Annotated in this window: 21 protein-coding genes; 13 read left to right on the forward strand and 8 right to left on the reverse strand. The window is 68.5% G+C overall.

Annotation, left to right across the window (positions count from 1 at the left end):
* Window positions 1–30: 30 nt before the first annotated feature.
* From ACFQ9R_RS15300 to ACFQ9R_RS15315, 4 genes are all read right to left on the reverse strand, one after another.
* Window positions 31–948 carry an RNA polymerase sigma-70 factor gene (locus ACFQ9R_RS15300; RefSeq protein WP_378991196.1) on the reverse strand — a complete coding sequence of 306 codons (918 nt, stop codon included), beginning with the start codon at window positions 946–948 and terminating at the stop codon, window positions 31–33.
* A 35-nt stretch (window positions 949–983) separates the two neighbouring features.
* A complete protein-coding gene (locus tag ACFQ9R_RS15305) occupies window positions 984–1865 on the reverse strand; it encodes a CDP-alcohol phosphatidyltransferase family protein (RefSeq protein ID WP_378633841.1) in 882 nt (293 codons plus the stop codon).
* Window positions 1862–2575: a phosphatidylserine decarboxylase gene (locus ACFQ9R_RS15310; RefSeq protein ID WP_364403759.1), complete on the reverse strand. Its 714-nt coding sequence runs from the start codon at window positions 2573–2575 to the stop codon at window positions 1862–1864. Before ACFQ9R_RS15310 ends, ACFQ9R_RS15305 begins: the two co-directional genes overlap by 4 nt.
* 70 nt (window positions 2576–2645) lie before the next feature.
* The gene (locus tag ACFQ9R_RS15315) at window positions 2646–2918 is read right to left on the reverse strand and encodes a GlsB/YeaQ/YmgE family stress response membrane protein (RefSeq protein ID WP_101465422.1); all 273 of its coding nucleotides are present in this window, start codon (window positions 2916–2918) and stop codon (window positions 2646–2648) included.
* Between the two features lie 233 nt (window positions 2919–3151).
* Between ACFQ9R_RS15315 and ACFQ9R_RS15320 the strand changes: the two genes are divergently transcribed.
* The 5 genes from ACFQ9R_RS15320 (at window position 3152) to ACFQ9R_RS15340 (ending at window position 8143) form a co-directional block, all read left to right on the forward strand.
* On the forward strand, window positions 3152–4177 hold the full coding sequence (locus ACFQ9R_RS15320; protein ID WP_378991197.1) for a beta-ketoacyl-ACP synthase III: 1026 nt from the start codon (window positions 3152–3154) through the stop codon (window positions 4175–4177).
* 190 nt (window positions 4178–4367) lie between these two features.
* The gene (locus ACFQ9R_RS15325) at window positions 4368–4559 is read left to right on the forward strand and encodes a hypothetical protein (RefSeq protein ID WP_378633833.1); all 192 of its coding nucleotides are present in this window, start codon (window positions 4368–4370) and stop codon (window positions 4557–4559) included.
* 33 nt (window positions 4560–4592) lie between these two features.
* Window positions 4593–6260 (forward strand): FAD-dependent oxidoreductase, encoded by a 1668-nt coding sequence (locus ACFQ9R_RS15330; protein ID WP_378991198.1) that lies wholly within the window; start codon window positions 4593–4595, stop codon window positions 6258–6260.
* 85 nt (window positions 6261–6345) lie between these two features.
* On the forward strand, window positions 6346–7803 hold the full coding sequence (locus ACFQ9R_RS15335; RefSeq protein ID WP_378991251.1) for an ATP-binding protein: 1458 nt from the start codon (window positions 6346–6348) through the stop codon (window positions 7801–7803).
* Window positions 7796–8143, forward strand: a complete 348-nt coding sequence (locus ACFQ9R_RS15340) for a UBP-type zinc finger domain-containing protein (protein WP_378991200.1) — start codon at window positions 7796–7798, stop codon at window positions 8141–8143. Before ACFQ9R_RS15335 ends, ACFQ9R_RS15340 begins: the two co-directional genes overlap by 8 nt.
* 7 nt (window positions 8144–8150) lie before the next feature.
* Here ACFQ9R_RS15340 and ACFQ9R_RS15345 read toward each other — a convergent pair whose 3' ends face one another.
* A complete protein-coding gene (locus ACFQ9R_RS15345) occupies window positions 8151–8615 on the reverse strand; it encodes a hypothetical protein (protein ID WP_378991201.1) in 465 nt (154 codons plus the stop codon).
* A 76-nt stretch (window positions 8616–8691) separates the two neighbouring features.
* Here ACFQ9R_RS15345 and ACFQ9R_RS15350 point away from each other — a divergent pair, with 76 nt between their 5' ends.
* From ACFQ9R_RS15350 to mnhG, 8 genes are all read left to right on the forward strand, one after another.
* Window positions 8692–10935 (forward strand): AAA family ATPase, encoded by a 2244-nt coding sequence (locus ACFQ9R_RS15350; protein ID WP_378991202.1) that lies wholly within the window; start codon window positions 8692–8694, stop codon window positions 10933–10935.
* Between the two features lie 72 nt (window positions 10936–11007).
* Complete coding sequence (locus ACFQ9R_RS15355; RefSeq protein WP_378991204.1) at window positions 11008–12285, forward strand: hypothetical protein; 1278 nt, start codon at window positions 11008–11010, stop codon at window positions 12283–12285.
* Window positions 12286–12399: 114 nt separating this feature from the next.
* The gene (locus ACFQ9R_RS15360) at window positions 12400–15189 is read left to right on the forward strand and encodes a Na+/H+ antiporter subunit A (RefSeq protein ID WP_378991206.1); all 2790 of its coding nucleotides are present in this window, start codon (window positions 12400–12402) and stop codon (window positions 15187–15189) included.
* Entirely contained in the window at window positions 15186–15569 is a 384-nt protein-coding gene (locus ACFQ9R_RS15365; RefSeq protein ID WP_378991207.1) for a Na(+)/H(+) antiporter subunit C, read from the forward strand. Before ACFQ9R_RS15360 ends, ACFQ9R_RS15365 begins: the two co-directional genes overlap by 4 nt.
* On the forward strand, window positions 15566–17161 hold the full coding sequence (locus tag ACFQ9R_RS15370) for a Na+/H+ antiporter subunit D (RefSeq protein WP_378991209.1): 1596 nt from the start codon (window positions 15566–15568) through the stop codon (window positions 17159–17161). The genes ACFQ9R_RS15365 and ACFQ9R_RS15370 overlap by 4 nt, the downstream gene beginning before the upstream one ends.
* Before the next feature lie 8 nt (window positions 17162–17169).
* Window positions 17170–17712, forward strand: coding sequence for a Na+/H+ antiporter subunit E (locus tag ACFQ9R_RS15375; protein WP_378991211.1), 543 nt, complete (start codon window positions 17170–17172; stop codon window positions 17710–17712).
* Entirely contained in the window at window positions 17709–17969 is a 261-nt protein-coding gene (locus ACFQ9R_RS15380) for a monovalent cation/H+ antiporter complex subunit F (RefSeq protein ID WP_067450173.1), read from the forward strand. The genes ACFQ9R_RS15375 and ACFQ9R_RS15380 overlap by 4 nt, the downstream gene beginning before the upstream one ends.
* Window positions 17966–18268, forward strand: a complete 303-nt coding sequence (gene mnhG / locus ACFQ9R_RS15385; RefSeq protein ID WP_378991213.1) for a monovalent cation/H(+) antiporter subunit G — start codon at window positions 17966–17968, stop codon at window positions 18266–18268. The genes ACFQ9R_RS15380 and mnhG overlap by 4 nt, the downstream gene beginning before the upstream one ends.
* On the opposite strand, the gene ACFQ9R_RS15390 is transcribed toward mnhG, so the two are convergent.
* Genes ACFQ9R_RS15390 through ACFQ9R_RS15400 form a run of 3 tightly spaced genes read right to left on the reverse strand, consistent with a single transcriptional unit; the run spans window position 18265 to window position 21518 of the window.
* The gene (locus tag ACFQ9R_RS15390; RefSeq protein WP_378991214.1) at window positions 18265–19617 is read right to left on the reverse strand and encodes a DUF5933 domain-containing protein; all 1353 of its coding nucleotides are present in this window, start codon (window positions 19615–19617) and stop codon (window positions 18265–18267) included. The genes mnhG and ACFQ9R_RS15390 overlap by 4 nt on opposite strands.
* A 50-nt stretch (window positions 19618–19667) precedes the next feature.
* Window positions 19668–20810, reverse strand: coding sequence for a glutamate--cysteine ligase (locus ACFQ9R_RS15395; RefSeq protein ID WP_378991215.1), 1143 nt, complete (start codon window positions 20808–20810; stop codon window positions 19668–19670).
* Window positions 20811–20822: 12 nt separating this feature from the next.
* On the reverse strand, window positions 20823–21518 hold the full coding sequence (locus ACFQ9R_RS15400; RefSeq protein ID WP_378633796.1) for a superoxide dismutase family protein: 696 nt from the start codon (window positions 21516–21518) through the stop codon (window positions 20823–20825).
* Window positions 21519–21549 lie beyond the last annotated feature (31 nt).

The following is a 21549-nucleotide window of genomic DNA, read 5'->3' on the forward strand; positions in this document are numbered from 1 at the left end:
GTTCCTGACAGGTTCTCGAAGTGATCTGGATCACATGGTTATGGCGCCCAGTTTGATCGGGTTCACGACCGTGCGGACCGCCGCGATCGAGCCCGCTTCGTCGAAGTCGAACACGAGTACACCGGCCGGAATCTCGTCCTGGATCAGGATCAGGCCCACGTCGCCGTTGATCTCGGTGAATTCGAACCGCGACTTGGGGCTGAGGAAACGCCGCAGGTTGGACAGGTAGCGCGCGACCACATCGCCACCGACCACCGGGATCTTGGCCGCGACCACCCGGCCGCCGCCATCGGCGACCGACACCACGTCGTCGGCGAGCAGTTCGCGCAGACCGGCCACATCGCCGGTCGAGGCCGCTTGCAGAAACTTCTCGATCATCGTGCGCGCGTGCTCGGCCGACACCACGAAGCGCTGCTTACCGGTGCGCACCCGCTGACCGGCCCGATGGAATATCTGCTGGGTGTTGGCCACGGTGAGGTCGAGCATCTCCGCGATCTCGGCATGGGAGTAGCCGAACGCCTCGCGCAGCACGAACACGGCGCGTTCGATCGGGCTGAGCCGTTCCATCGCGGTGAGCACCGCCAGGGACACCGATTCGCGTTCCTCGACGGTGCCCAGCGGACCGAGCGCGCCGCCGCCGGTCGGTACCGGCTCCGGAAGCCACTGCCCGACATAGGTCTCGCGCCGGGCGCGAGCCGAAACGAGCTGAGTACGACACAGATTCACGGTGACGGTCGTCAACCACGCTTCGGTATTGGCGATCTCGGCGTGGTCGGCCAGCGCCCACCGCAGGTATACCTCCTGCACGACGTCCTCGGCCTCACTCGCCGCACCGAACATCCGGTACGCAAGCGAGAACAGCCGCGGCCGATGCTCCAGAAACTCAGTGATATCGCTGGCCGGCGCCGCGGGGTCCTCGGGTGGCGGAGGTGGCGTTGATTGCTCCATGTCGAAACGTCCAGTCGCGAGGGTCGGATGCCTGGTCAGTCGTCGTTGCGCGGGCGACGCAGGCGCAGGCGCGCCGAGCCGCGGATCGCCGGTCGGCGGATCGCGGGCATCCGTCGCTGCGCCCGCCGTTGGGCCCGCCGCTCAGCCGGCTTGTGCTGCCAGGTCTCCGGCCGCGCGGCCACCCAGCGGGCCGACCGCCAGGCGAACGGGATGTGCGCGAGGTAGAGCGCGACCAAGATCAGCAGCAGCACGATCGGGTACGTGACCAGCAGCGCGGCGGCCAGCGCGGTGAGCACCAGCAGCCCGGCCGCGGCCTGCGGAGCGACCGACACCGACTTCATCGCCAGGGTCGGGATGGTGCTCACGCACAGCAGCGCGGCGAAGACCGTCCAGGCGGCGACGAAGGCGAAACCGTCCCACCAGCCGTCGCCGAACTGCACCTTCAGCGCGATCGGCACCAGCGCGATCAGCGCTCCGGCGGGCGCGGGGACACCGACGAAGTACTCACGCGCCCAGTTGGGCCGGGAATCGTCGTCGAGCAGGGTGTTGAAGCGGGCAAGGCGCAAGACCAGGCTCACCGCGAACAACAGCGCGACGATCCAGCCCGCGCTGTTGCCGTCGAGCAGGGTCACGTAGATGACCAGCGCGGGCGCGACGCCGAACGAGATCGCGTCCGAGAGCGAATCGAGTTCGGCGCCCATCTTGCTGGTGGCGTCGAGCATGCGCGCGAGCCGCCCGTCGAGCGTGTCGAGCACGGCGGCGGCACCGACCATCGCCAGCGCGATCCCGAGCTCACCGTCGAGCCCGAACTTCACTGCCGACAGGCCGGCGCACAGCGCGAGAATGGTGACGACGCTCGGCAGCAATCGCACCGAGCGGGGTCGTTTGCGAGGTGCTGTGCGAGCCTGTTCGATCATCCCAGCACAGCCAGGACTGTTTCGGCCCCGATCGTGCGCTGCCCGGGGGCCACCAGCAGTTCGGTGCCGATCGGGAAGTACGTGTCGACGCGAGACCCGAACCGGATCAGGCCGTAGGTGTCACCGATGGTGAGCAGGTCACCGACGCGGGCGTCGCAGACGATGCGACGGGCCAGCAGTCCGGCGATCTGCACCACGACGACCTGCTTACCGTCGGCGGTGTCGATGACCATGCTGTTGCGCTCGTTGGCGTCGGAGGCCTCCGGCAGATCGGCCGAGAGGAACTTGCCCGGCTGATGCAGCACCTCGCGCACGGTTCCGGACACCGGAACGCGCTGCACGTGCACATCGAGCACCGACAGGAAGATGCTGACGCGCGGCAACGGCTGATCGCCGAGTCCGAGTTCGACGGGCGGCACCGCGGTGTCGACCAGCGCCACTTCACCGTCGGCGGGCGCGACCACGATGCCCGCCCGGTTCGGCGGCACGCGATGCGGGTGGCGGAAGAAAGCGGCGCAGGCGGCGGCCGAGGCCAGACCGGCCCTCCGCACCCATTTATTACGTCCGCCGATGACCGCCACTGCCAACGGCACCGCCACGAACGGCAGTCCGGCGGGATGTAGTGGGGGTACAGCGGCCCGCACCAAGTCGACGACATGTCCGACGCCGGTGGTATCGGGCGTGCCGGGCGGGGTGGGGCGGCGTGCCACGGGCTCCCTCTTTCGTGTGATGACTACAAGCGATCACACCTTACGGGAAGCCCGGGGCAAGCACCTGTGGTCAGTGGACCGATTTACGCCCGGTGAACAGCTTCACCAGGTACAACAACACGCAGGCGCCCACCAGACAGGTGATGAAGCTGAAGATCCAGCCCGCGCCTTCCACATCGACGCCGAACAGACTCAGCACGAAGCCGCCGAGTAGCCCGCCGATGATCCCGACCACGATATTGAGCAGGATGCCCTGCTGCGCGTCGGTCTTCATGAACTTGCTCGCGATCCAACCGGCCAGACCGCCGATGATGATCCAACTGATGATGCCGAGTCCGAGCATGCTGTCCTCGATCCCTCGAAGGGTCGGCGAGCAATCGCCTTATCCCCAAGATACCCCCGGCTCCACTGTGACAATCGACACTCTGATCATGAGACGCTAATATGAGGAAGCCTCATGTCTGAGCGTTCACATGGTGTCCACGTACGGGTCACGGGCGATGAGGGACAGATTTCGATGCTTCGGGTACACCCAGCGGTACTGCCGCAGGTTGACAGGTACATAGGAGACGCACAATGGCTCGAATCGCCCAGACGACGGGTACTGAGCACACCGCCATCCTCGGATTGGGCGTCTACCGCCCGGCTCGGGTGGTCACCAACGACGAGGTAGCGGGGCCGATCGACTCCAGCGACGAGTGGATCCGCACCCGGTCCGGCATCCATACCAGGCGCTTCGCCTCGGACGAGGAAACCATCCAGTCCATGAGCGTCGCCGCCGCGCGCGACGCGATCGCCGCCGCCGGGGTGCAGGTCGACCAGATCGACTGCGTCATCGTGGCGACGTCGACCCATCTGATGCTCACCCCGGCCATCGGCCCACGCATCGCCACCGAGCTGGGCATGACCGGCGCGGCCGCCTTCGACATCTCGGCGGGCTGCGCCGGGTTCTGTCACGCGGTGGGCATGGCATCGGACCTGGTCCGGGCGGGCACCTCGAATCACGTGCTGGTGCTCGGCGTCGAAAAACTCACCCCCACCGTCGACTTCACCGACCGCGCGACGGCCTTCCTGTTCGCCGACGGCGCGGGCGCGGTGGTCGTCGGCCCGTCCACCGAACAGGGCATCGGCCCGACCGTGTGGGGTTCGGACGGCACTCAGCACCACGCCATCCGCCAGACCAAGGACTGGGTGGAGTTCTTCGACGAGATCGAGGAGAAGGGCACCGACGCGGTGCGCCCCTATCTCACGATGGAGGGCACCGCGGTGTTCCGCTGGGCCGCGCACTCGCTGGAGAAGGTGTGCCGCGACGCGATCGACCGCGCGGGCCTGACCACCGGCGACCTCGACGCGATGATCCCGCACCAGGCCAACGGCCGGATCATCGAGATCATGGCCAGGGTGCTCGAGCTACCGGAGCACTGCGCCCTCGCCAACGACATCGAGGATTCCGGCAACACCTCGGCAGCATCGGTCCCCCTCGCGATGGAGGCGCTGTTGCGCAAGGGCGAATCGAAGCCGGGCGACACCGCGCTGCTGATCGCCTTCGGCGCCGGGCTGTCCTATGCGGCACAGGTTGTCACCATGCCCGCCTGGAAATAACCGATCAGCAAATTCTCACAAAACCGGGGTGGCCTGCGCCGAAGCAGGCCACCGACCGGTTGGCTCGCCGTGTCCACCTTGTCCCGCTTGCACCAACTCGGACATGCTGGCAAACTTTTCGCTACCGACGTTTGCTGATCGACGAAGCTCAGCCTCCAGCGTTCCCGTCGTCAACCCGAGGTGATCGGCCGTGAAACTGCGCTCACTCCTGCCACGCAGGCACATCAACGAGGTCCCGCTCCTGCCGAGCATCGGACCGGACGACGCCTTCGCGCTCCCCAGCGCGTTCGTGCCCCGCGGCACCCGTCTCAAACGCGAGGAACGCCTCGAACGATTGCTCACCCCCACCGAACTAGACCTCGTCCTCCACCACCAGCTCTGACGGCTACCTCACAGCAGGGGGATACTCGATCGGGTGAGCACTCCCTCGGTAACCAAACCGGCCATTCTGAGCGTTGACGACGATCCCGGCGTATCGCGCGCCGTGGTGCGGGACCTGCGCCGCCGCTACGGCGCCGACTACCGGATTCTGCGGGCCGAATCGGGACCGCAGGCACTCGAGGCGCTGCGCGAGATGAAACTGCGCGGGCAGCCCGTGGCGGTGCTGATCGCCGACTACCGGATGCCCGGCATGGACGGCATCGAATTCCTCGAACAGGCGATGGACCTGCACCCCTACGCACGCCGGGTGCTGCTCACCGCCTATGCCGACACCGACGCCGCGATCGACGCGATCAATGTCATCGATCTCGACCACTATCTGCTCAAGCCGTGGGACCCGCCGGAGGAGAAGCTCTACCCGGTGATCGACGGGTTGCTCGAGGTGTGGCGCAGCGCCGAGCAGCGGCCGGTGTACGAGACCAAGGTCGTCGGCGATCGCTGGTCGCCGCGGTCTTCGCAGGTGCGAGAGTTCTTGGCGCGCAATCAGTTGCCGTATCGGTGGTATCCGGTCGACGAGCCGGAGGGCACCCGGTTGCTGGAGGCGGCGGGTGCCGATCCGCTGACCTGTCCGGTGGTGATCACGGCCGCGGGCACCGCCCTGATCCAGCCGACCGACAGCGAGCTCGCCGAAAACGTCGGGCTCACCGTCGAACCCAGCGGGGACTTCTACGACCTGATCGTGGTCGGCGGCGGACCCGCCGGACTCGGCGCGGCGGTCTACGGTGCGTCGGAGGGCTTGCGCACCGTGCTGGTCGAGCGCACGGCCACCGGCGGACAGGCGGGGCAGAGCTCACGGATCGAGAACTATCTCGGATTTCCCGACGGGGTCTCGGGGTCACAGCTGGCGGATCGGGCGCGGCGACAAGCGGCGAAATTCGGTGCGGAGATCATCACCACTCGCGATGTGGTCGCGCTCGAGATCAACGGGTCGGCGCGCACCGTGCGATTCGCCGATGGTGGAAAGCTGTGCGCGCATACGGTTCTGATCGCTACGGGCGTGGACTATCGACGCCATCCGGCACCGGGTGTGGACGAATTCACCGGGCGCGGTGTGTATTACGGTTCGGCGATGACCGAGGCGGCCGAGTGCGCCGAACAGGAGGTCTACATCGTCGGCGGGGCCAACTCGGCCGGACAGGCCGCGGTGTTCCTGTCCCGCAACGCGCGTCGCGTGCACCTGGTTGTCCGGGGCGACTCGCTGGACAAGTCGATGTCGCACTATCTCGTCCGGCAGATCGCGGCCATCCCCAACATCGTCGTACACACCGAGACCGAGGTCGTCGGCGTCGACGGTGACACACACCTGGAACGCATCGTTCTGCGCGACAACAGCACCGGCACCGAAGACAAGGTCGACGCGCAACGGCTGTTCCTGTTCATCGGCGCCGCGCCGCAGACCGGCTGGCTCGACGGCGTCGTCACCCGAGACGCCGCCGGATACGTGCTGGCCGGGCCCGACCTGATGGTCGACGGCGCGCGACCACCCGGCTGGGAACTGCCGCGCCCGCCGCAACACCTCGAGACCAGCGTCCCCGGCGTGTTCGTGGCGGGCGATGTGCACGCCGAATCCGCCAAGCGGGTCGCCTCGGCGGTCGGCGAGGGCGCGATGGCGGTCATGCTCGTCCACCGGTATCTGGCATGAGAGGTCAGCGGCCGGAGGCGGTAGCGGAGCGTAACCACGCAGGCCGCCCGATCATGCCCATTGAGACAGCGTGAGTGAGGACTCCATGATCTGCGATCCGGAAGAACTGCGCACCCTGTTCCTGTTCGAGAAGCTCGACGACTCCCAGCTCGCCGAACTGTGCGCCATCGGGCGCATCGAGTACGTCGAACCGGGCCCGGTGTTTCGCGAGGGCGAACCCGCCACCTGCTTCTACGTGCTGATCGACGGCGAGGTCCGGCTCACCAAACTGTCCGGCGGGGTGGAGATCGAGATCAACCGCACCGACCATCGCGGGGTGTACGCGGGCGCCTGGATGGCCTACCTGGGCGATCGGGCGAACCAGGACTACAACGGCTCGATGTACGTGCTGCGCCGCTCCCGGTTCCTGGTCATGGACGCGGCCGATTTCTCCCGGATCATGCACGAGTGGTTCCCGATGGCCGTGCACCTGCTCGAGGGCGCGTTCTTCGGCGGGCAGAAGTCGAACCAGCGGATCGCCGAACGCGAACGGCTGCTCGCCCTGGGATCGCTGTCGGCCGGGCTCACCCACGAACTCAACAATCCCGCCGCCGCCGCGGTGCGCGCCACCTCCGGCCTGCGCGAACGCGTCGCCGGGATGCGGCACAAGCTGAAGATGATGGCCGAGGGCAAGTTCCCGGCCGACGCGCTGGTCAAGCTCGTCGAGATGCAGGAGCAGGCCGCCGACCAGGTCGCCAAGGCACCCGACCTCAGCCCACTGGAAGCGGCCGATCGGGAGGACGCGCTGGCCGACTGGTTCGAAGAGCGCGGCATCGCCGACGGCTGGAATCTGGCGCCCACCTTCGTGCAGGCGGGCCTGGACACCGACTGGCTGGAGGGTGTGCACGCGACCTTGGAAGCCTGCCAGGCGCCGGTGTTCGAGGGCGCCGTGCGCTGGCTGAACTACACCATCGAGACCGAGTTGCTGATGAACGAGATCTTCGACTCGACCACCCGCATCTCCACTCTCGTCGGGGCGGCCAAACAGTATTCGCAGATGGATCGCGCGCCCTATCAGGTCGTCGACCTGCACGAACTGCTCGATTCCACCCTGGTGATGCTCAACCGCAAACTCGGTGACGGCATCCGCGTGGTGAAGGACTACGACCGCGCGCTGCCGCCGATCCCCTGCTTCGCCGCCGAACTCAACCAGGTGTGGACCAACCTGATCGACAACGCCGTCTACGCGATGGGCGGCGAGGGCACCCTGACGATCCGCACCTTCAAGGAGAACGACTGCGCCGCGATCGAAATCGGGGACACCGGGCCGGGCATTCCCCCCGAGGCGCGGGGGCGGATCTTCGAGCCGTTCTTCACCACCAAACCGGTCGGCGACGGTACCGGTCTCGGTCTCGACATCTCGTTCCGGATCGTGGCGAACAAGCACAACGGTGACATCCGGGTGGAATCGGAACCCGGCAACACGCGCTTCATCGTCCGCCTGCCGTTGCACCCGGCGGCGGAGGATGTCAGCACACCTACTACAGGAGGTCTAGATGGCTGACGCGGGGATCGATCCGAGCGTGCCGCCCAGCGGCGCCGGGTGCGTCGAATGCGACGCGAGCGGCGGCTGGTGGGTGCATCTGCGCCGCTGTGCCGAGTGCGGGCATGTCGGCTGCTGCGACAGCTCTCCCAGCAAGCACGCGACGAAGCATTTCGAGGCCACCGCGCACCCGTTCATGCAGAGCTACGAACCGGGCGAGGACTGGTTCTACAACTTCGCCAGCGGCGAGATGTACAGCGATGGTCCCGAGCTCGCCGCGCCGACCAGCCATCCCACCGATCAGTCGGTCCCCGGACCGGCCGCGCGGGTCCCCGCGAACTGGCAATCGCTGCTGGGCTGAGCGATGGCTAGGGCTTCATCCCGGCGGCGTCGGCAACCGGCTTGTCGGCATTGGCCGGGACGAGGCAGACCAGCTTCACAGTGCTGAGCGCCACGTTGGGGCTGCCCTCGAACGGACCGCCGGGGTGTGCCGCGAGGATCTGATCGATGGCCTTCTTCTCGCCGTCCGGGTCGAGCGTCTTGAACTGTGTGCAAGTGATGTCGGTGCCCGCCGCGGCCGAGCTCGGCGCCGCGCTCGACGTGGGCGCCTTGGTGGCGGTGGCGGACGCGCTGGAGCTCGGCGTGCCCTTGCGCAGCCCGCTCGCATCAGCGGAGTCGTCGGACCCGCACCCGACCAAGGTCAGGGTCAGTGCCCCGGCGGCCAGAACGGCGAGGGAGATTCGGTTCATCTGCTGCTTTCCCCGGTAGATCGCGGCGCCGGCACCTCCGGCGCGTCCGGTGCAGCGTACCGACTGGCGGCGATAGTTCGTCATGTCAGCCAGAATGGCCGTCTGACCTTGCCGTCGGCCTATCGATTCCTGATCGCGGCGAGAAGGGCAGAATGGGGCGGTGGCTGAACTTTCGCTCACCGCCCGGCTCAATCCCTCCGCAGCCGACGCTCGTCGCGGGGTGGTGCGCCTGCACCCCGAGACGCTCACTGCGCTCGGCCTGCGCGAATGGGACGGCATCGCGCTGATCGGCGCGCGCCGGACCGCGGCGGTGGTGGCGAAGGCGCCCGCGGACAGTCCGCCGGGGGTGGCGCTGCTCGATGACGTGACGCTGTCGAATGTGGGACTGCGGGAGAACGCGGCGGTGACGGTCGCCCCGGTGACAGTCTTCGGCGCCAGACAGATCTCGCTGAGCGGCTCGGCGCACGCTGTGGCCAGCATCCCGGCGGCCACCCTGCGGCAGGCGCTGCTCGGCAAGGTGGTGACCGTCGGTGACACGGTGTCGCTGCTGCCGCGCGATCTCGGACCCGATATCAGTTCCTCGGCGGCCACCCAGGCGCTCTCGCGTGCCTTCGGGATCGCCTGGACCACCGAACTGCTCACCGTGACGGCGATCGAGCCCATGCCGGGACCGGTGAGCGTGCAACCGAATTCGGCCGTCGGCTGGGGTGCGGGTGCGGCAGCGATCCAGCACACGGTGGAACGTGACGGCGACGTACGCCAGCCTTCGAGCACGCCGGGTCAGCAGTGGTTTTCGGAGCCGGATCAGCCGGGATCCGGCGCGGTGAAGGTGAGTTCGGGGAGCACGCCGGTCCAGATCGAGGATCTGGCGGGCGTGCAGAGCCAGGCGGCCAAGCTGGCCGAATGGCTGAGCCTGGCTCTCGATGAGCCGGAGTTGCTGAAGACGCTCGGCGCACCGGCCCATCTCGGTGTACTCATCACCGGACCCGCCGGAGTCGGCAAGGCCACCTTCGCCAAAGCTGTTGTCGCACCGCGTCGTATCGTCGAGCTCGACGGCCCGAGCGTCGGCGCGACCGAGAGCGGCACCCGGCTGCGTGAGGTCGCCGAGGCGGTGGCCGATGTCGCCACCGGACAGGGCGGCGTGCTGCTGATCACCGATATCGACGCGCTGCTGCCCGCCGAGGCCGAGCCCGTCGCCACCCTCGTTCTCGACCAGCTGCGGGCCGCGGTGCGCGCACCGTGCGTTGCCCTGCTGGCCACCACCGCCCATCCGACACAGGTGGATTCGCGTCTGCGCGCTCCGGATCTGTGCGATCGCGAACTGGCGTTGCCGCTGCCCACCGCGGCGATCCGGCGGGCACTGCTGGAACAGCTGCTGCGCAAGGTGCCGGCGGGAAAACTGGACCTCGACGTGATCGCCGCACGCACACCGGGTTTCGTGGTGGCCGACCTGACCGCGTTGTGCCGGGAAGCGGCCGTGCGCGCGGCAGGCCGGGCCAGCCGGGAGCACACCGAACCCGAACTCGTCCAAGACGATCTGATCGGCGCGCTCGACGTGATTCGCCCGCTGTCCCGTTCGGGCACAGAGGAATTGGCGATCGGCTCGCTCGACCTCGACGACGTCGGCGACATGATCGAAACCAAACAGGCACTCACCGAATCGGTGCTGTGGCCGCTGCGCCACCCCGACTCCTTCGCCCGCCTCGGCATCGAACCGCCGCGCGGGGTCCTGCTCTACGGACCACCCGGCTGCGGCAAGACGTTCCTGGTGCGGGCGCTGGCAGGGACCGGCCAGCTCAGCGTGCACGCGGTGAAAGGCGCTGAGCTGATGGACAAGTGGGTCGGCTCCTCCGAACGCGCGGTGCGCGAGTTGTTCCAGCGGGCCCGCGACTCGGCACCCTCGCTGATCTTCCTCGACGAGGTGGACGCGCTCGCCCCCCGACGCGGCCAGAGCAGCGACTCCGGGGTGTCGGACCGGGTGGTCGCCGCGCTGCTCACCGAACTCGACGGCGTCGAACCCCTGCGTGATGTGGTGGTGGTCGGCGCGACCAACCGCCCCGAACTGATCGACCCCGCACTGCTGCGGCCGGGTCGGCTCGACCGCCTCGTCTTCGTCCCGCCACCGGACGGCCCGGCCCGGCTCGAGATCCTGCGCACGGCGGGACGCTCGGTACCGCTGGCCCGGGATGTCGACCTGGCCGCGCTGGCAGAGGATCTCGACGGCTACTCGGCCGCCGACTGCGCCGCCCTGCTGCGCGAGGCCGCGCTCTCGGCACTGCGCCGCGATATGGCCGCCGCCGACGTCACGGCCGAGGACGTGGCCACCGCCCGCGCGAGCGTGCGGCCGTCCCTCGACCCCGCGCAGGTCGAATCGCTGCGTCGCTATGCCGAGAGCAGGGTTTGAGGCCGAACTCGCCACCCTGATCCGGCCGCGACATCCCCGGTGCGGGCGTGTGTCGCCGGTAACGTCGGCACGGTGCCCAAGATCGGTGATGGTCTGGACGTGGTCACGGCGTTCGCCGGCGCCGCGGCCGCGGGGATGTCGCTGTTCCTGCCGTTCAGCTTCGGTGACGATTCGTCGATCGATTCGCCGTACCGCGTCACCAGTCTGATCAACAGCGTTCCCCGCGCGGCCGCACTCGGTCTCATCGTCGCTGTCGTCGTCGCCGTGCTGGCCAGGCCGATCACCCGGCCGGGGCTGATCTGGCTCACCGCGACGGGCGGGGCGGCGGCGCTGGCGATCAACTACTTCATCGGCGAGGCGATGACCTCCGCCGACGTACTCACCACCCAGAACTACATCGACTCGCTGTGCGGCGGTGTGCTGTTCGGGGCGCTGTGCATCTGCGCGTGGCGGATGCGCTGGTCCGCGGTCGGTTTCGGGCTCGGGGTCCTGGTCGTGTTCGTCTACGGCGAAGTCGTGGCGGTGTTCACCTCGAACGCCGCGGCGACGGCGGACAAGGCCGTGCACACCCCGTTCTGGCTGATCGGCTCCGCCGTCGTGCTGCTGGCGGTGAACACCGCGCGCCATCGGCACGGCATCATGCTGCCCGCGGTGCCACGGATGGCGGCGGATCTGCCGATCGCCCCGATCATCGCCACCACCGTGCTGTCGCTGTCGCTGCTGATCGCCACCGAGTGGCTGGGCCGCGAGTTCGACGGCCGCCGCGGAAACTCCTGGCAGGTCGCGCTCGCCGTGATCGTCACCCTCGTGGCGGCGTTCGTGGCCGCCGCGCTCCTGCCGGGCCGCGACGGCACCGGTGTGCTGATCGCCGTGAGCGTCGCCGCCGCGGCCGATTCACTCAGTGACGCACCCCGCCTCGGCTGGCATCTCGTCCTCGTCCTGGTGGTCGGTGTGGTCGCCATCCTGGCGGGCCTGCGGTGGGCGACACCGTGGGGCGTGTTACTCGGCGTCGCCGTGATCTGCGGTTTCGCCATTGTGGCCGAGCGTCTTCCGTGGGCATTCGTGTGGACGGCCGGGGTGGTGCTGCTGACCTGTGTCACCGGTTTCGCGATCGGCTCGATCCGGGTCAGTTACCTGCCGAGCGCGATGCTGGCGCTCGGTGCGCTGTACCTGCCGTCGATCCTGTGGTCGATTCCTACCGGGCAGCGGCACTGGCCGACGGGCAGCACCGCCGTCGCCGATCGAGTGCCGGGGCAGGTGGCACTGGCCATCACCGTCGGCGCCGCGGCCGGACTCGCGGTGCTGTATCAGATCCGGCCACCCGCGCAGCCACGGGCGGCGCAGCCATAGCCGAACCGCTCGCGACATGGCCGACGCGACAACCTCGGTGCCGCCGAACATCCCGTCCGCGCCCGTAGGATCGGGACGCGCTACTCGACCGCTACCTACCCGACGGAGGGGGAGTTGCTAGCCGTACTGCTCGTTCACGCACTGGCCGCCCTCCTGGCCCCGCTGTGTGTACGAGTGCTCGGCCGCAACGCTTTCTACCTGCTCGCCCTGGTACCGCTGGGCAGCCTCGGCTGGGTGATCGCGCACTGGGGAACCACCGTGCGCACGCATGTGCAATGGGCACCGCAGATCTCGATGGACATCGATCTGCGCTTCGATGCCCTGTCCGCGGTGATGTGCACGCTGGTGCTCGGCGTCGGCGCGCTGATCCTGGCGTACTGCGGGCGGTACTTCGAGCGTGACGAGGCCAGGCTCGGGGTGTTCGCGGCCGAGCTCACCGGGTTCGCCGGTGCCATGTTCGGGCTCGTCACCAGCGATAACATGCTGCTGCTGTACGTGTTCTGGGAAATCACGACGGTGCTGTCGTTCCTGCTCGTCGGCCACTACGCCGAACGCGCGGTCAGTCGAAGGGCCGCGATCCAGGCGCTGCTGGTGACCGGCGCGGGCGGGCTGGCGATGCTGGTCGGCATCGTCGTCCTCGGGCTGCGCTACGACAGTTTCCTGCTCTCGGACCTGCTCGCGGCGAGCTCGGTCCCGGCCGGGAGCGCGGTGCCGGTCGCGATCGGTTTGGTGCTGATCGGGGCGATCAGCAAATCGGCGATCGTGCCGCTGCACTTCTGGTTGCCCGGCGCGATGGCGGCGCCGACACCGGTGAGCGCGTACCTACACGCCGCCGCGATGGTGAAAGCCGGTATCTACCTGGTGGCCCGGCTGGCGCCCGCGCTCGCGCAGACCCCGCCCTGGCATCTGATGCTGCTGCCGCTCGGCATCGTCACCATGCTGCTGGCCGGGTGGCGGGCGATCCAGGTACACGATCTCAAGCTGGTACTGGCGTTCGGCACCGTCAGCCAGCTGGGGCTGATGATCATGATGATGGGCATCGGCACGCCCGACGCGGCGCTGGCCGGGCTCGCTCTCCTGGTGGCGCACGGACTGTTCAAGGCGTGCCTGTTCATGGTGGTCGGCATCATCGATCACGGCGCGGGGACCAGGGATCTGCGCAGACTGTCCGGGCTCGGCCGGCGCGCGCCGGTGCTGTGCGCGATCGCGGTACTCGCCACGCTCAGCATGGCCGGGCTGCCGCCGCTGCTCGGTTTCGTCGGCAAGGAGTCGGCGCTCGGCGCGCTGTGGTCGGCCGAGATACTGAGTCCGCCGGTGCGGTTCGCCCTGCTGGCCGGGGTCACCGTCGGGTCGGCGTTCACCGTGGCCTACAGCATCCGATTCGTCTGGGGCGCTTTCGGAGTCACCGCGAATCCCGAACGCGCGGTCACCTGGCACGCGCCCGGCCCATTGCTGCTCGGTCCACCCGCGGTGCTCGCCGTGGCCGGGCTGGCGGGCGGTCTCGACACCCAGGCGGTCGATCGATGGTTGAGCCCCTACGCCGAGTCGCTGCCGGGCGTGCTCGACACCCATCTCGCCCTCTGGCACAGCTTCACCGGACCGCTCGCGCTGACGGTGGTCATCGTCGCGGCCGGTATCGCCCTGTTCCTGATCCGCGGCCGGATCGGCGAACCCGCGCACCCGCGTCTCGGCAACGCCGATCGCAACTACGACGCGGCCCTGCGCGCGATGGACCGACTGTCGTTGCGTATCACCGGAACTGTGCAGTCCGGTTCACTGCCCGCCAGCCAGGCCACCATCCTCGGCACGCTCATCGTGTTGCCGACGGTCATGCTCGCGATCGGCACGCGGACCGGAGTGCAACTGCGACTGTGGGATTCACCGTTGCAGGCGGCGATCGGCGCGATCATGATCGCGATGGCGCTGGCCGCCACCGTCTTGCGCAACAGGTTGGCCAGCGTGCTCGTCGTCGGGGTGACGGGCTACGGCTGCGGCGTGATCTTCGCGCTGCACGGCGCCCCCGATCTCGCACTGACCCAATTCCTGGTCGAGACACTGACTTTGGTCGTCTTCGTGCTCGTGTTGCGCGCCTTCCCGGCGGAGATCGCCGAAAGCCAGGGCACGGCGTTCAAGTTCCGCCGGGCACTGCTGGCCGTCGGCGTCGGCATCACCGTCCCCGTACTCGCCGCGTTCGCCATCGCCGCCAAGCACGGTAACCCGATCTGGGACGCCATCCCCGACGCCGCCTATCGGATCGGCGGCGGCAAGAACGCGGTCAACGTCTTGCTGGTCGACATCCGCGCCTGGGACACCCTCGGCGAGATCTCGGTGCTCGTCGTCGCCGCGACCGGCGTCGCGTCGCTGGTCTTCCGCAGCCGCCGCTTCGGCAGCGCACCCCGCGCCGCCGATTCCCCGAACTACGATCCCGACGCGGTGAGCTGGCTGCCCGCCGCCCGCCTCCTCGATCGCCGCGATCGCTCGATGGTCCTGCAGATCACCACCCGCCTGGTCTTCCCCACCATCATGGTGCTGTCGGTGTACTTCTTCTTCGCCGGCCACAACGCGCCCGGCGGCGGCTTCGCGGGTGGCCTGGTCGCCGGATTGGCCCTGACCCTGCGCTACCTGGCGGGTGGCCGATACGAACTGGGCGAAGCGCTCCCGGTCGACGCCGGGCACCTGCTCGGCGCCGGCCTCACCCTCGCGGCGGGCACCGCGACCGCGTCGTTGCTGCTCGGCGCACCGCCGCTGTCCTCGGCGATCATCGAGGTGACGCTGCCGCTGCTCGGTCACCTCAAACTGGTCACCGCCATGTTCTTCGACCTCGGCGTCTACCTGGTGATCGTCGGGCTGGTGCTGGACGTCCTGCGCAGCCTCGGCGCCCGCCTGGACAAGGAAATCCGATGAGTGCCGACCTCGTTCTCCTGATCACCATCGGCGTGCTCACCGCGTGCGGTGTCTACCTGCTGCTCGAGCGGGTGGTGTCGAAGATGCTGCTGGGGATGATCCTGCTCGGCAACGCGGTGAACCTGCTGATCCTCACGATGGGCGGCCCGGACGGGAAGCCACCGATCCTCGGCAGCGCCGACACCTCCCCCGACGGCATGGCCGATCCCCTCGCGCAGGCGATGGTGCTCACCGCGATCGTGATCACCATGGGCCTGGCGGCTTTCGTGCTCGCGCTGGCCTATCGCTCCTACATGCTGACCACCACCGAAGACGTGACCAACGACCCCGAGGACGCCCAGGTCGCCGCCCGCCGCGAACGGGAGGATCCCGAACAGTGACCCTGTCCCCGGAACTGTTGCCCGCCATCGCCCCACTACCCGTACTGGTTCCGCTGCTCGCCGCCGCGGCGACGCTGGTGTTCGGCCGCCGCCCACGGCTCCAGGCGATGATCACGCTGACGGCACTGTCGGTGGTGCTGCTGATCAGCGCCCTGCTGCTGTATCTCGCCGACCGCGACGGCACCACCGCGGTGCAGGTGGGTGGCTGGCCGACCCCGATCGGCATCACGCTGGTGGTGGATCGGCTCAGCGCCGCGATGCTGCTGGTCTCGGCCTTCGTGCTGCTCGTGGTGTCGATCTACGGTGCGGGACAGAACATCTCCGATGGTGGCGAACACCAGCCGACCTCGATCTACCGGCCCACCTATCTGGTCCTGACCGCGGGCGTGTCGACCGCGTTCCTGGCCGGTGACCTGTTCAACCTGTTCGTCGGGTTCGAGGTTCTGCTCGTCGCCTCGTTCGTGCTGCTCACCGTGGGCGCCACCGAGGAACGGATCCGCACCGGCATCGCCTATGTGATGGTGTCGATGGTGTCGTCGCTGATCTTCCTGATCGGCATCGGCCTCACCTACGCGGCGACGGGCACCCTGAATCTCGCGCAACTGGCCGTGCGCCTGGAAGCGACGCCCAGTGGCGTGCGCACCGCCTGCTACGCGGTGCTGCTGGTCGCGTTCGGGATCAAGGCGGCGGTGTTCCCGCTGTCGAGCTGGCTGCCCGACTCCTACCCCACCGCACCCGCGCCGGTCACCGCGGTGTTCGCGGGTCTGCTCACCAAAGTCGGTGTGTACGCGATCATCCGCACGCACACGCTCTGGTTTCCCGACGGCGCGTTCGACAACATCCTGCTGGTGTGCGGACTGGCGACGATGATCGTCGGCATCCTCGGCGCCATCGCGCAGACCGATATCCGGCGACTACTCTCGTTCACACTGGTCAGCCATATCGGTTACATGGTGTTCGGTATCGGTCTCGCCACCACCGCCGGCCTCACCGGCGCGGTGTTCTACGTGGCCCACCACATCCTGGTGCAGACCGCGCTGTTCCTCGCTGTCGGACTGATCGAACGCCAGGCCGGTTCGGTGTCGTTGCGCCGGATCGGCGGACTGGCCACCGCCAGTCCACTGCTGGGTGTGCTGTTCCTTGTCCCTGCCCTGAATCTCGGTGGTATCCCGCCCTTCTCGGGATTCATCGGCAAGGTCACACTCTTGGAAGCCGGTGCCGCCGAGGGCAGCGTCCTGGCGTGGGTGCTGGTCGCGGGTTCGGTGATCACGAGCCTGCTCACGCTGTACGCGGTGGCGCGGGTCTGGAGCAAAGCGTTCTGGCGACCACGCGAAGAGGCACCGGAAGGTCATCTCACCGCAGCGAATCTACCGACACTGGTGGAGGATTCGACCGATGTGTACTACGAGGATCGCACCGATCCCGGCCGGATGCCGGTCCTGATGGTGCTGGCCACCATCGGGCTCGTCTCTGCGGGCCTCGCGCTCACGGTGTTCGCCGGGCCGGTCCTCGGCATCGCCGAGCGCGCCGCCGGCGACCTGAACGACCCGTCGGTCTACATCGACTCGGTCCTCGGCCCGGTGCTGCGATGAGCCGATTCGTGAATCGCGACAATATCCTTCGCGTCGCCGTGCTGATCTGGCTCACTGCCGTCTGGGTCGCGCTGTGGGGCGATCTGAGCCTGGCCAACACCCTCGCCGGGGCCGTTGTCGCACTGATCGTGGTCTTCGCCCTGCCCCTCCCGTTGGTCCCGGTGTCCGGGCGTTTCCATCCGCTGTCGTTTCTCGAATTGATCGCTGTCGGTACCTATTACGCGCTCGAATCGAGCTTGCAGGTGGCCTGGTTCGCGATTCGGCCCAGCGGCCCGCCGGTCTCCGGCGTGCTGCGCGTGCATCTGGGCATCCAGTCCGATCTGGTGCTGGTGATGTGCACCGATCTGCTCAACCTGATCCCCGGCACCATGGTCCTCGAACTCGACCGCGCGCGCTGCGTGGTCTATGTCCACGTGCTCGATGTGGGCAGCGACGAGGCGGTGGTGAAGTTCTACCGCACCACCCGGCGCCTGGAACACCTGATGATCAATGCCTTCGAACGACCGAGCGAACGCCGCCGCGTCGAAACACCACCGGAGGTGCAACCATGACTGTCGTCGCCGTCATCGCCGCCGTCCTGCTCACGGCCGCCGCGGTGATCACCAGCTACCGCGTCCTCGCGGGGCCGAGCACCCTCGATCGCGTCGTCGGCATCGATTCACTGATGGCCATCGCCGCGTCCGGGCTCGCGGTGTGGGCCGCCTACAGCGGCGACACCACGGTGATCCCGGCGATCGTGGCGCTCGCGCTGGTCGGTTTCCTCGGCTCGGCCGCGGTCACCCGATTCCGGGTCAGGGACGACCGATGAGCGTCTGGGAATGGGTGTCGGCGGTGCTGATCCTCACCGGCTGCGCACTCGCGTTCACGGCTTCGATCGGCATCGTCCGCTTCCCCGACACCCTCACTCGGATGCACGCGGCCACCAAACCACAGGTGGTCGGCCTCATGCTGGTTCTCGTCGGCACCGGCATCGACATCCGCGACGACGTCAATGTCTGGATGCTCGTGCTCACCGGCCTGTTCACGATCATCACCGCGCCGGTCATCGCCCATCTCATCGGCCGCACCGCCTACCGCGAACAGCGCCACCGCGACGGGTTGTTCTAGGTGGCGGGCGTCGCGATTCGCTCGAGGGCCGGTGCGGGCGCGGTGGCGAACCAGGTGTTGTGGAAGGCGATCGCGACCGCGGCCAGCAACCCGATGACGATCGCGCCCGCCGCCACCGGATACTCCGCCATCGGCACCGCCAGGTACCGGTAGGACAGCAGCAGCCCCGCGAACACCGCCGCCCCGAAGCCGACCAGCCGGATCCGGAAGCCGCCCCAACCCCGCTCGGGCGCGCGCAGCGCCGACTCGACGGTCAGGCACAGCACCGCGCCCGCCACGAGGTCGACGCCGTAGTGATACCCGAAACCCAGTGTGGCGGTGACCGTGGCAGCCAGCCAGAACGCCCCGCCCCAGCGCATCCAGACCGGGGCTCGCGACCCGTCGACATCGCGCCGGGTGTGGATGAACAGCGACAGTGCCCACGCGGTGTGCATGGAGGGCATGCAGTTGCGCGGGGTGAACTCGTCGAAGGTGAGCGCGGCCGGGTTCGAATCGAGCGGCGGCATCGCGGCGGGCCAGAAATTGCCCACCTGGAAGCCGTGCCCGTCGGCGCCGAACGCGAACATCGGCCCGACCACCGGGAACAGCACGTAGAACAGCGGCCCGACCAGACCGAGCACCAGGAAGGTGCGCACCAGGTAGTGGGTCGGCCACTGCCCGGTCGTGACCACGGTGCGCAACTGCCACACGGCCACCGCGATCGCGGCCACCGGCAATTCGATGTAGACCCAGTGCAGCACCGCGTACACCTCGGGCCCGAGCACATCCAGCACACGCCCGACGACCCACGACGGATCACCGAGCGCGTGATCGGCGAGCAGCACGTATTCGTCGAGCACGGTGGGCCGCACCGCCGAAGTCAGGTGCAGCCACACATCGCCGACCTTGGTGGCCAGCACCAGCAGCGCACCGAGCGCGACCGCCGTCAACGCGTCGCGGCGTTCACGACCCCGCCATCGCACTGCCGCGACGACAGCCAGCGCGGCCAGCACGATCGTCGGCCCGTTGCCGACGGTGAACGGCTTGCCGTCGATGAGTCGCAGCGCGACCCACACCGCGTCGATCCCGATCGCGGCGGCCAGCGCGAACACCCGGCGGCGCGTGGAGATCCCGACGAGCGCGAGCACCAGTCCCGCCCACGGCACCGACATCGACTTGGGCGTACCGACGAAGTCGCGAGCCAGGCTGGCCAGCGGTCCGTCGAAACCCATGATCCACGCGACGATCTGCAATCCGACCAGCAGCGCGAGCACTGCGGCCACCCCGGCGACAGCGAGTGTGCGTGGTTCACGTAGACGCGAACCGAGGGTGGCACCCCCCGCAACGGCGCGCGGATGTTCGACAAGCATCCGACCATCGTAAACGGCGGGTGAACGCTGTCTCCCCGCGCAGCTGAACGCTACTGATCGAGCTCGCGCACCAGCGCGTCGACGACCGCGACCATGTCGCCCTGTGTCTGCGCGGCGACCCGGCGTTGCCGCTGGTAGGAGGCACCGTGACGGGGAATGTCGGCCACCGCGGCCAGCTCGGCGGCGCAGCCGAGACGCTTCGCGGTCGGCTCCAGCCGGGTGAGCAGATCCATCAGATCGTCGGTGACCAAACGCTCATTGCTGGCGTCGTCGACGATCACGATCGCGTCGAGCCCGTAGCGCGCGGCGCGCCATTTGTTCTCCTGCACATGCCATGGCGGCAGCGTCGGCAGTTGCTCGCCGTTCTCGAGGCGCTGGTCCAGGTCGACGATCAGGCAGTGGATCAGCGCGGCCACCGAGGCCAGTTCGGTGCGGCTGGACAGCCCGTCGCACACGCGCACCTCGATGGTGCCCCACTTGGGCGCGGGCCGGATATCCCAGTGCATCCCACCGAGCTGTTCGAACACACCGGTTTTCATCTGGTCGTGCACGAAACCTTCGAACTGGCGCCAGTTCTCGAACTGGAACGGCAGCCCGGCGGTCGGCAACTGCTGGAACATCAGCGCCCGGTTGCTGGCGTAGCCGGTGTCGTCGCCGGACCACATCGGCGACGACGCCGACAGCGCGAGCAGATGCGGATACGACAGCAGCAGCGAGTTCAGGATCGGAAAGACCTTGTCCCGGTGCGACACTCCCACATGCACGTGGACGCCCCAGATGAGCATCTGGCGGCCCCACCACTGGGTGCGTTCGATCAGTTCGTCGTAATGCGGTGAGCGCGTGAGCTGTTGGGCCGACCACGCCGCGAACGGGTGGGTGCCCGCGCAGAACAGGTCGACACCGAGCGGATCGGCCGCGCGCCGCACCGCGTTCATGGTGCCGTGCAGGTCTTCGACCGCGCCGCCGACCGTGTCGTGCACGCCGGTCACCAATTCGACCGTGTTGCGCAGCAGTTCCTTGGTGACCTGCTGGGTGCCGTCGTGGGCGCGCAGGTCACCGACCGCGTCGAAGACCGCCGAAGCCGTGTTGGACAGATCCCGCGTCACCTTGTCGACGAGCGCGATCTCCCATTCGATGCCGATGGTCGGCCGGGGCGAACCGCGAAACGAAACCGACTCGAATGCCCCGGCCATGGGAGTGTCTCGCTAACCGACGACGCCGCACGCCACCCGGGCGCCCGCATCACCGGTGGTCAGCGTGGTTTCGTCCGGCCCGGTGCCACCCTCGCGGGTGTAGCGCGGCGGGATGTTGCCGAAGTTGTCGGCACCGCCGTGGATGATCAGCGCCTTGCCCTTGACGTTGTCGAGGGTGACCGAGTCGGTCCGGGTGACCAGCTTCGCGGAGCCGTCGGCGCCGACCTGCAGCGAGGTGAGGTCACCGCTGGCCGGGTGCGCGGTGGCACCGCCGACCTGCAGATGCCCACCGGCCGAGGCGAAGTCGCCCTCACAGGTGCCGTTCTGGTGGAAGTGCAGGCCGTGGAAGCCGGGCGTCAGACCGCGCGCCTCGACGGTGACGACCAGGTGGCCGCCCTCCTGGACGATGGTCGCGGTGCCGACCTCGGCGCCCGCACCGTTCTTGAGCGAGGTCTTCAGGCCGCCCGCCACGCCACCGTGGTCGTCGCCGTGGCCGGGAGCCGCGGTCTCCGACGGTGCGGCGTGACCGCCACCGTGACCGCCGCTTTCGCCCGCGGGTGCCGCCGAGCTGGTCCACACCGGCGGCGTGGTGCCCTTGACGTCACTCGACTCCTGGCTGTTGGTGCAGGCTGCGAGCCCGAACGCGGCGACCGCGAGCACCGGGGTCACAATGCGCCAGGACGGGCGACGAGTTGTCGACGTGGCCATCAGGGGACTCCTTATCGGACTGGGGCTATAC

The sequence above is a fragment of the Nocardia sp. NPDC056541 genome, from assembly GCF_042794235.1.
Lineage (GTDB): Bacteria > Actinomycetota > Actinomycetes > Mycobacteriales > Mycobacteriaceae > Nocardia.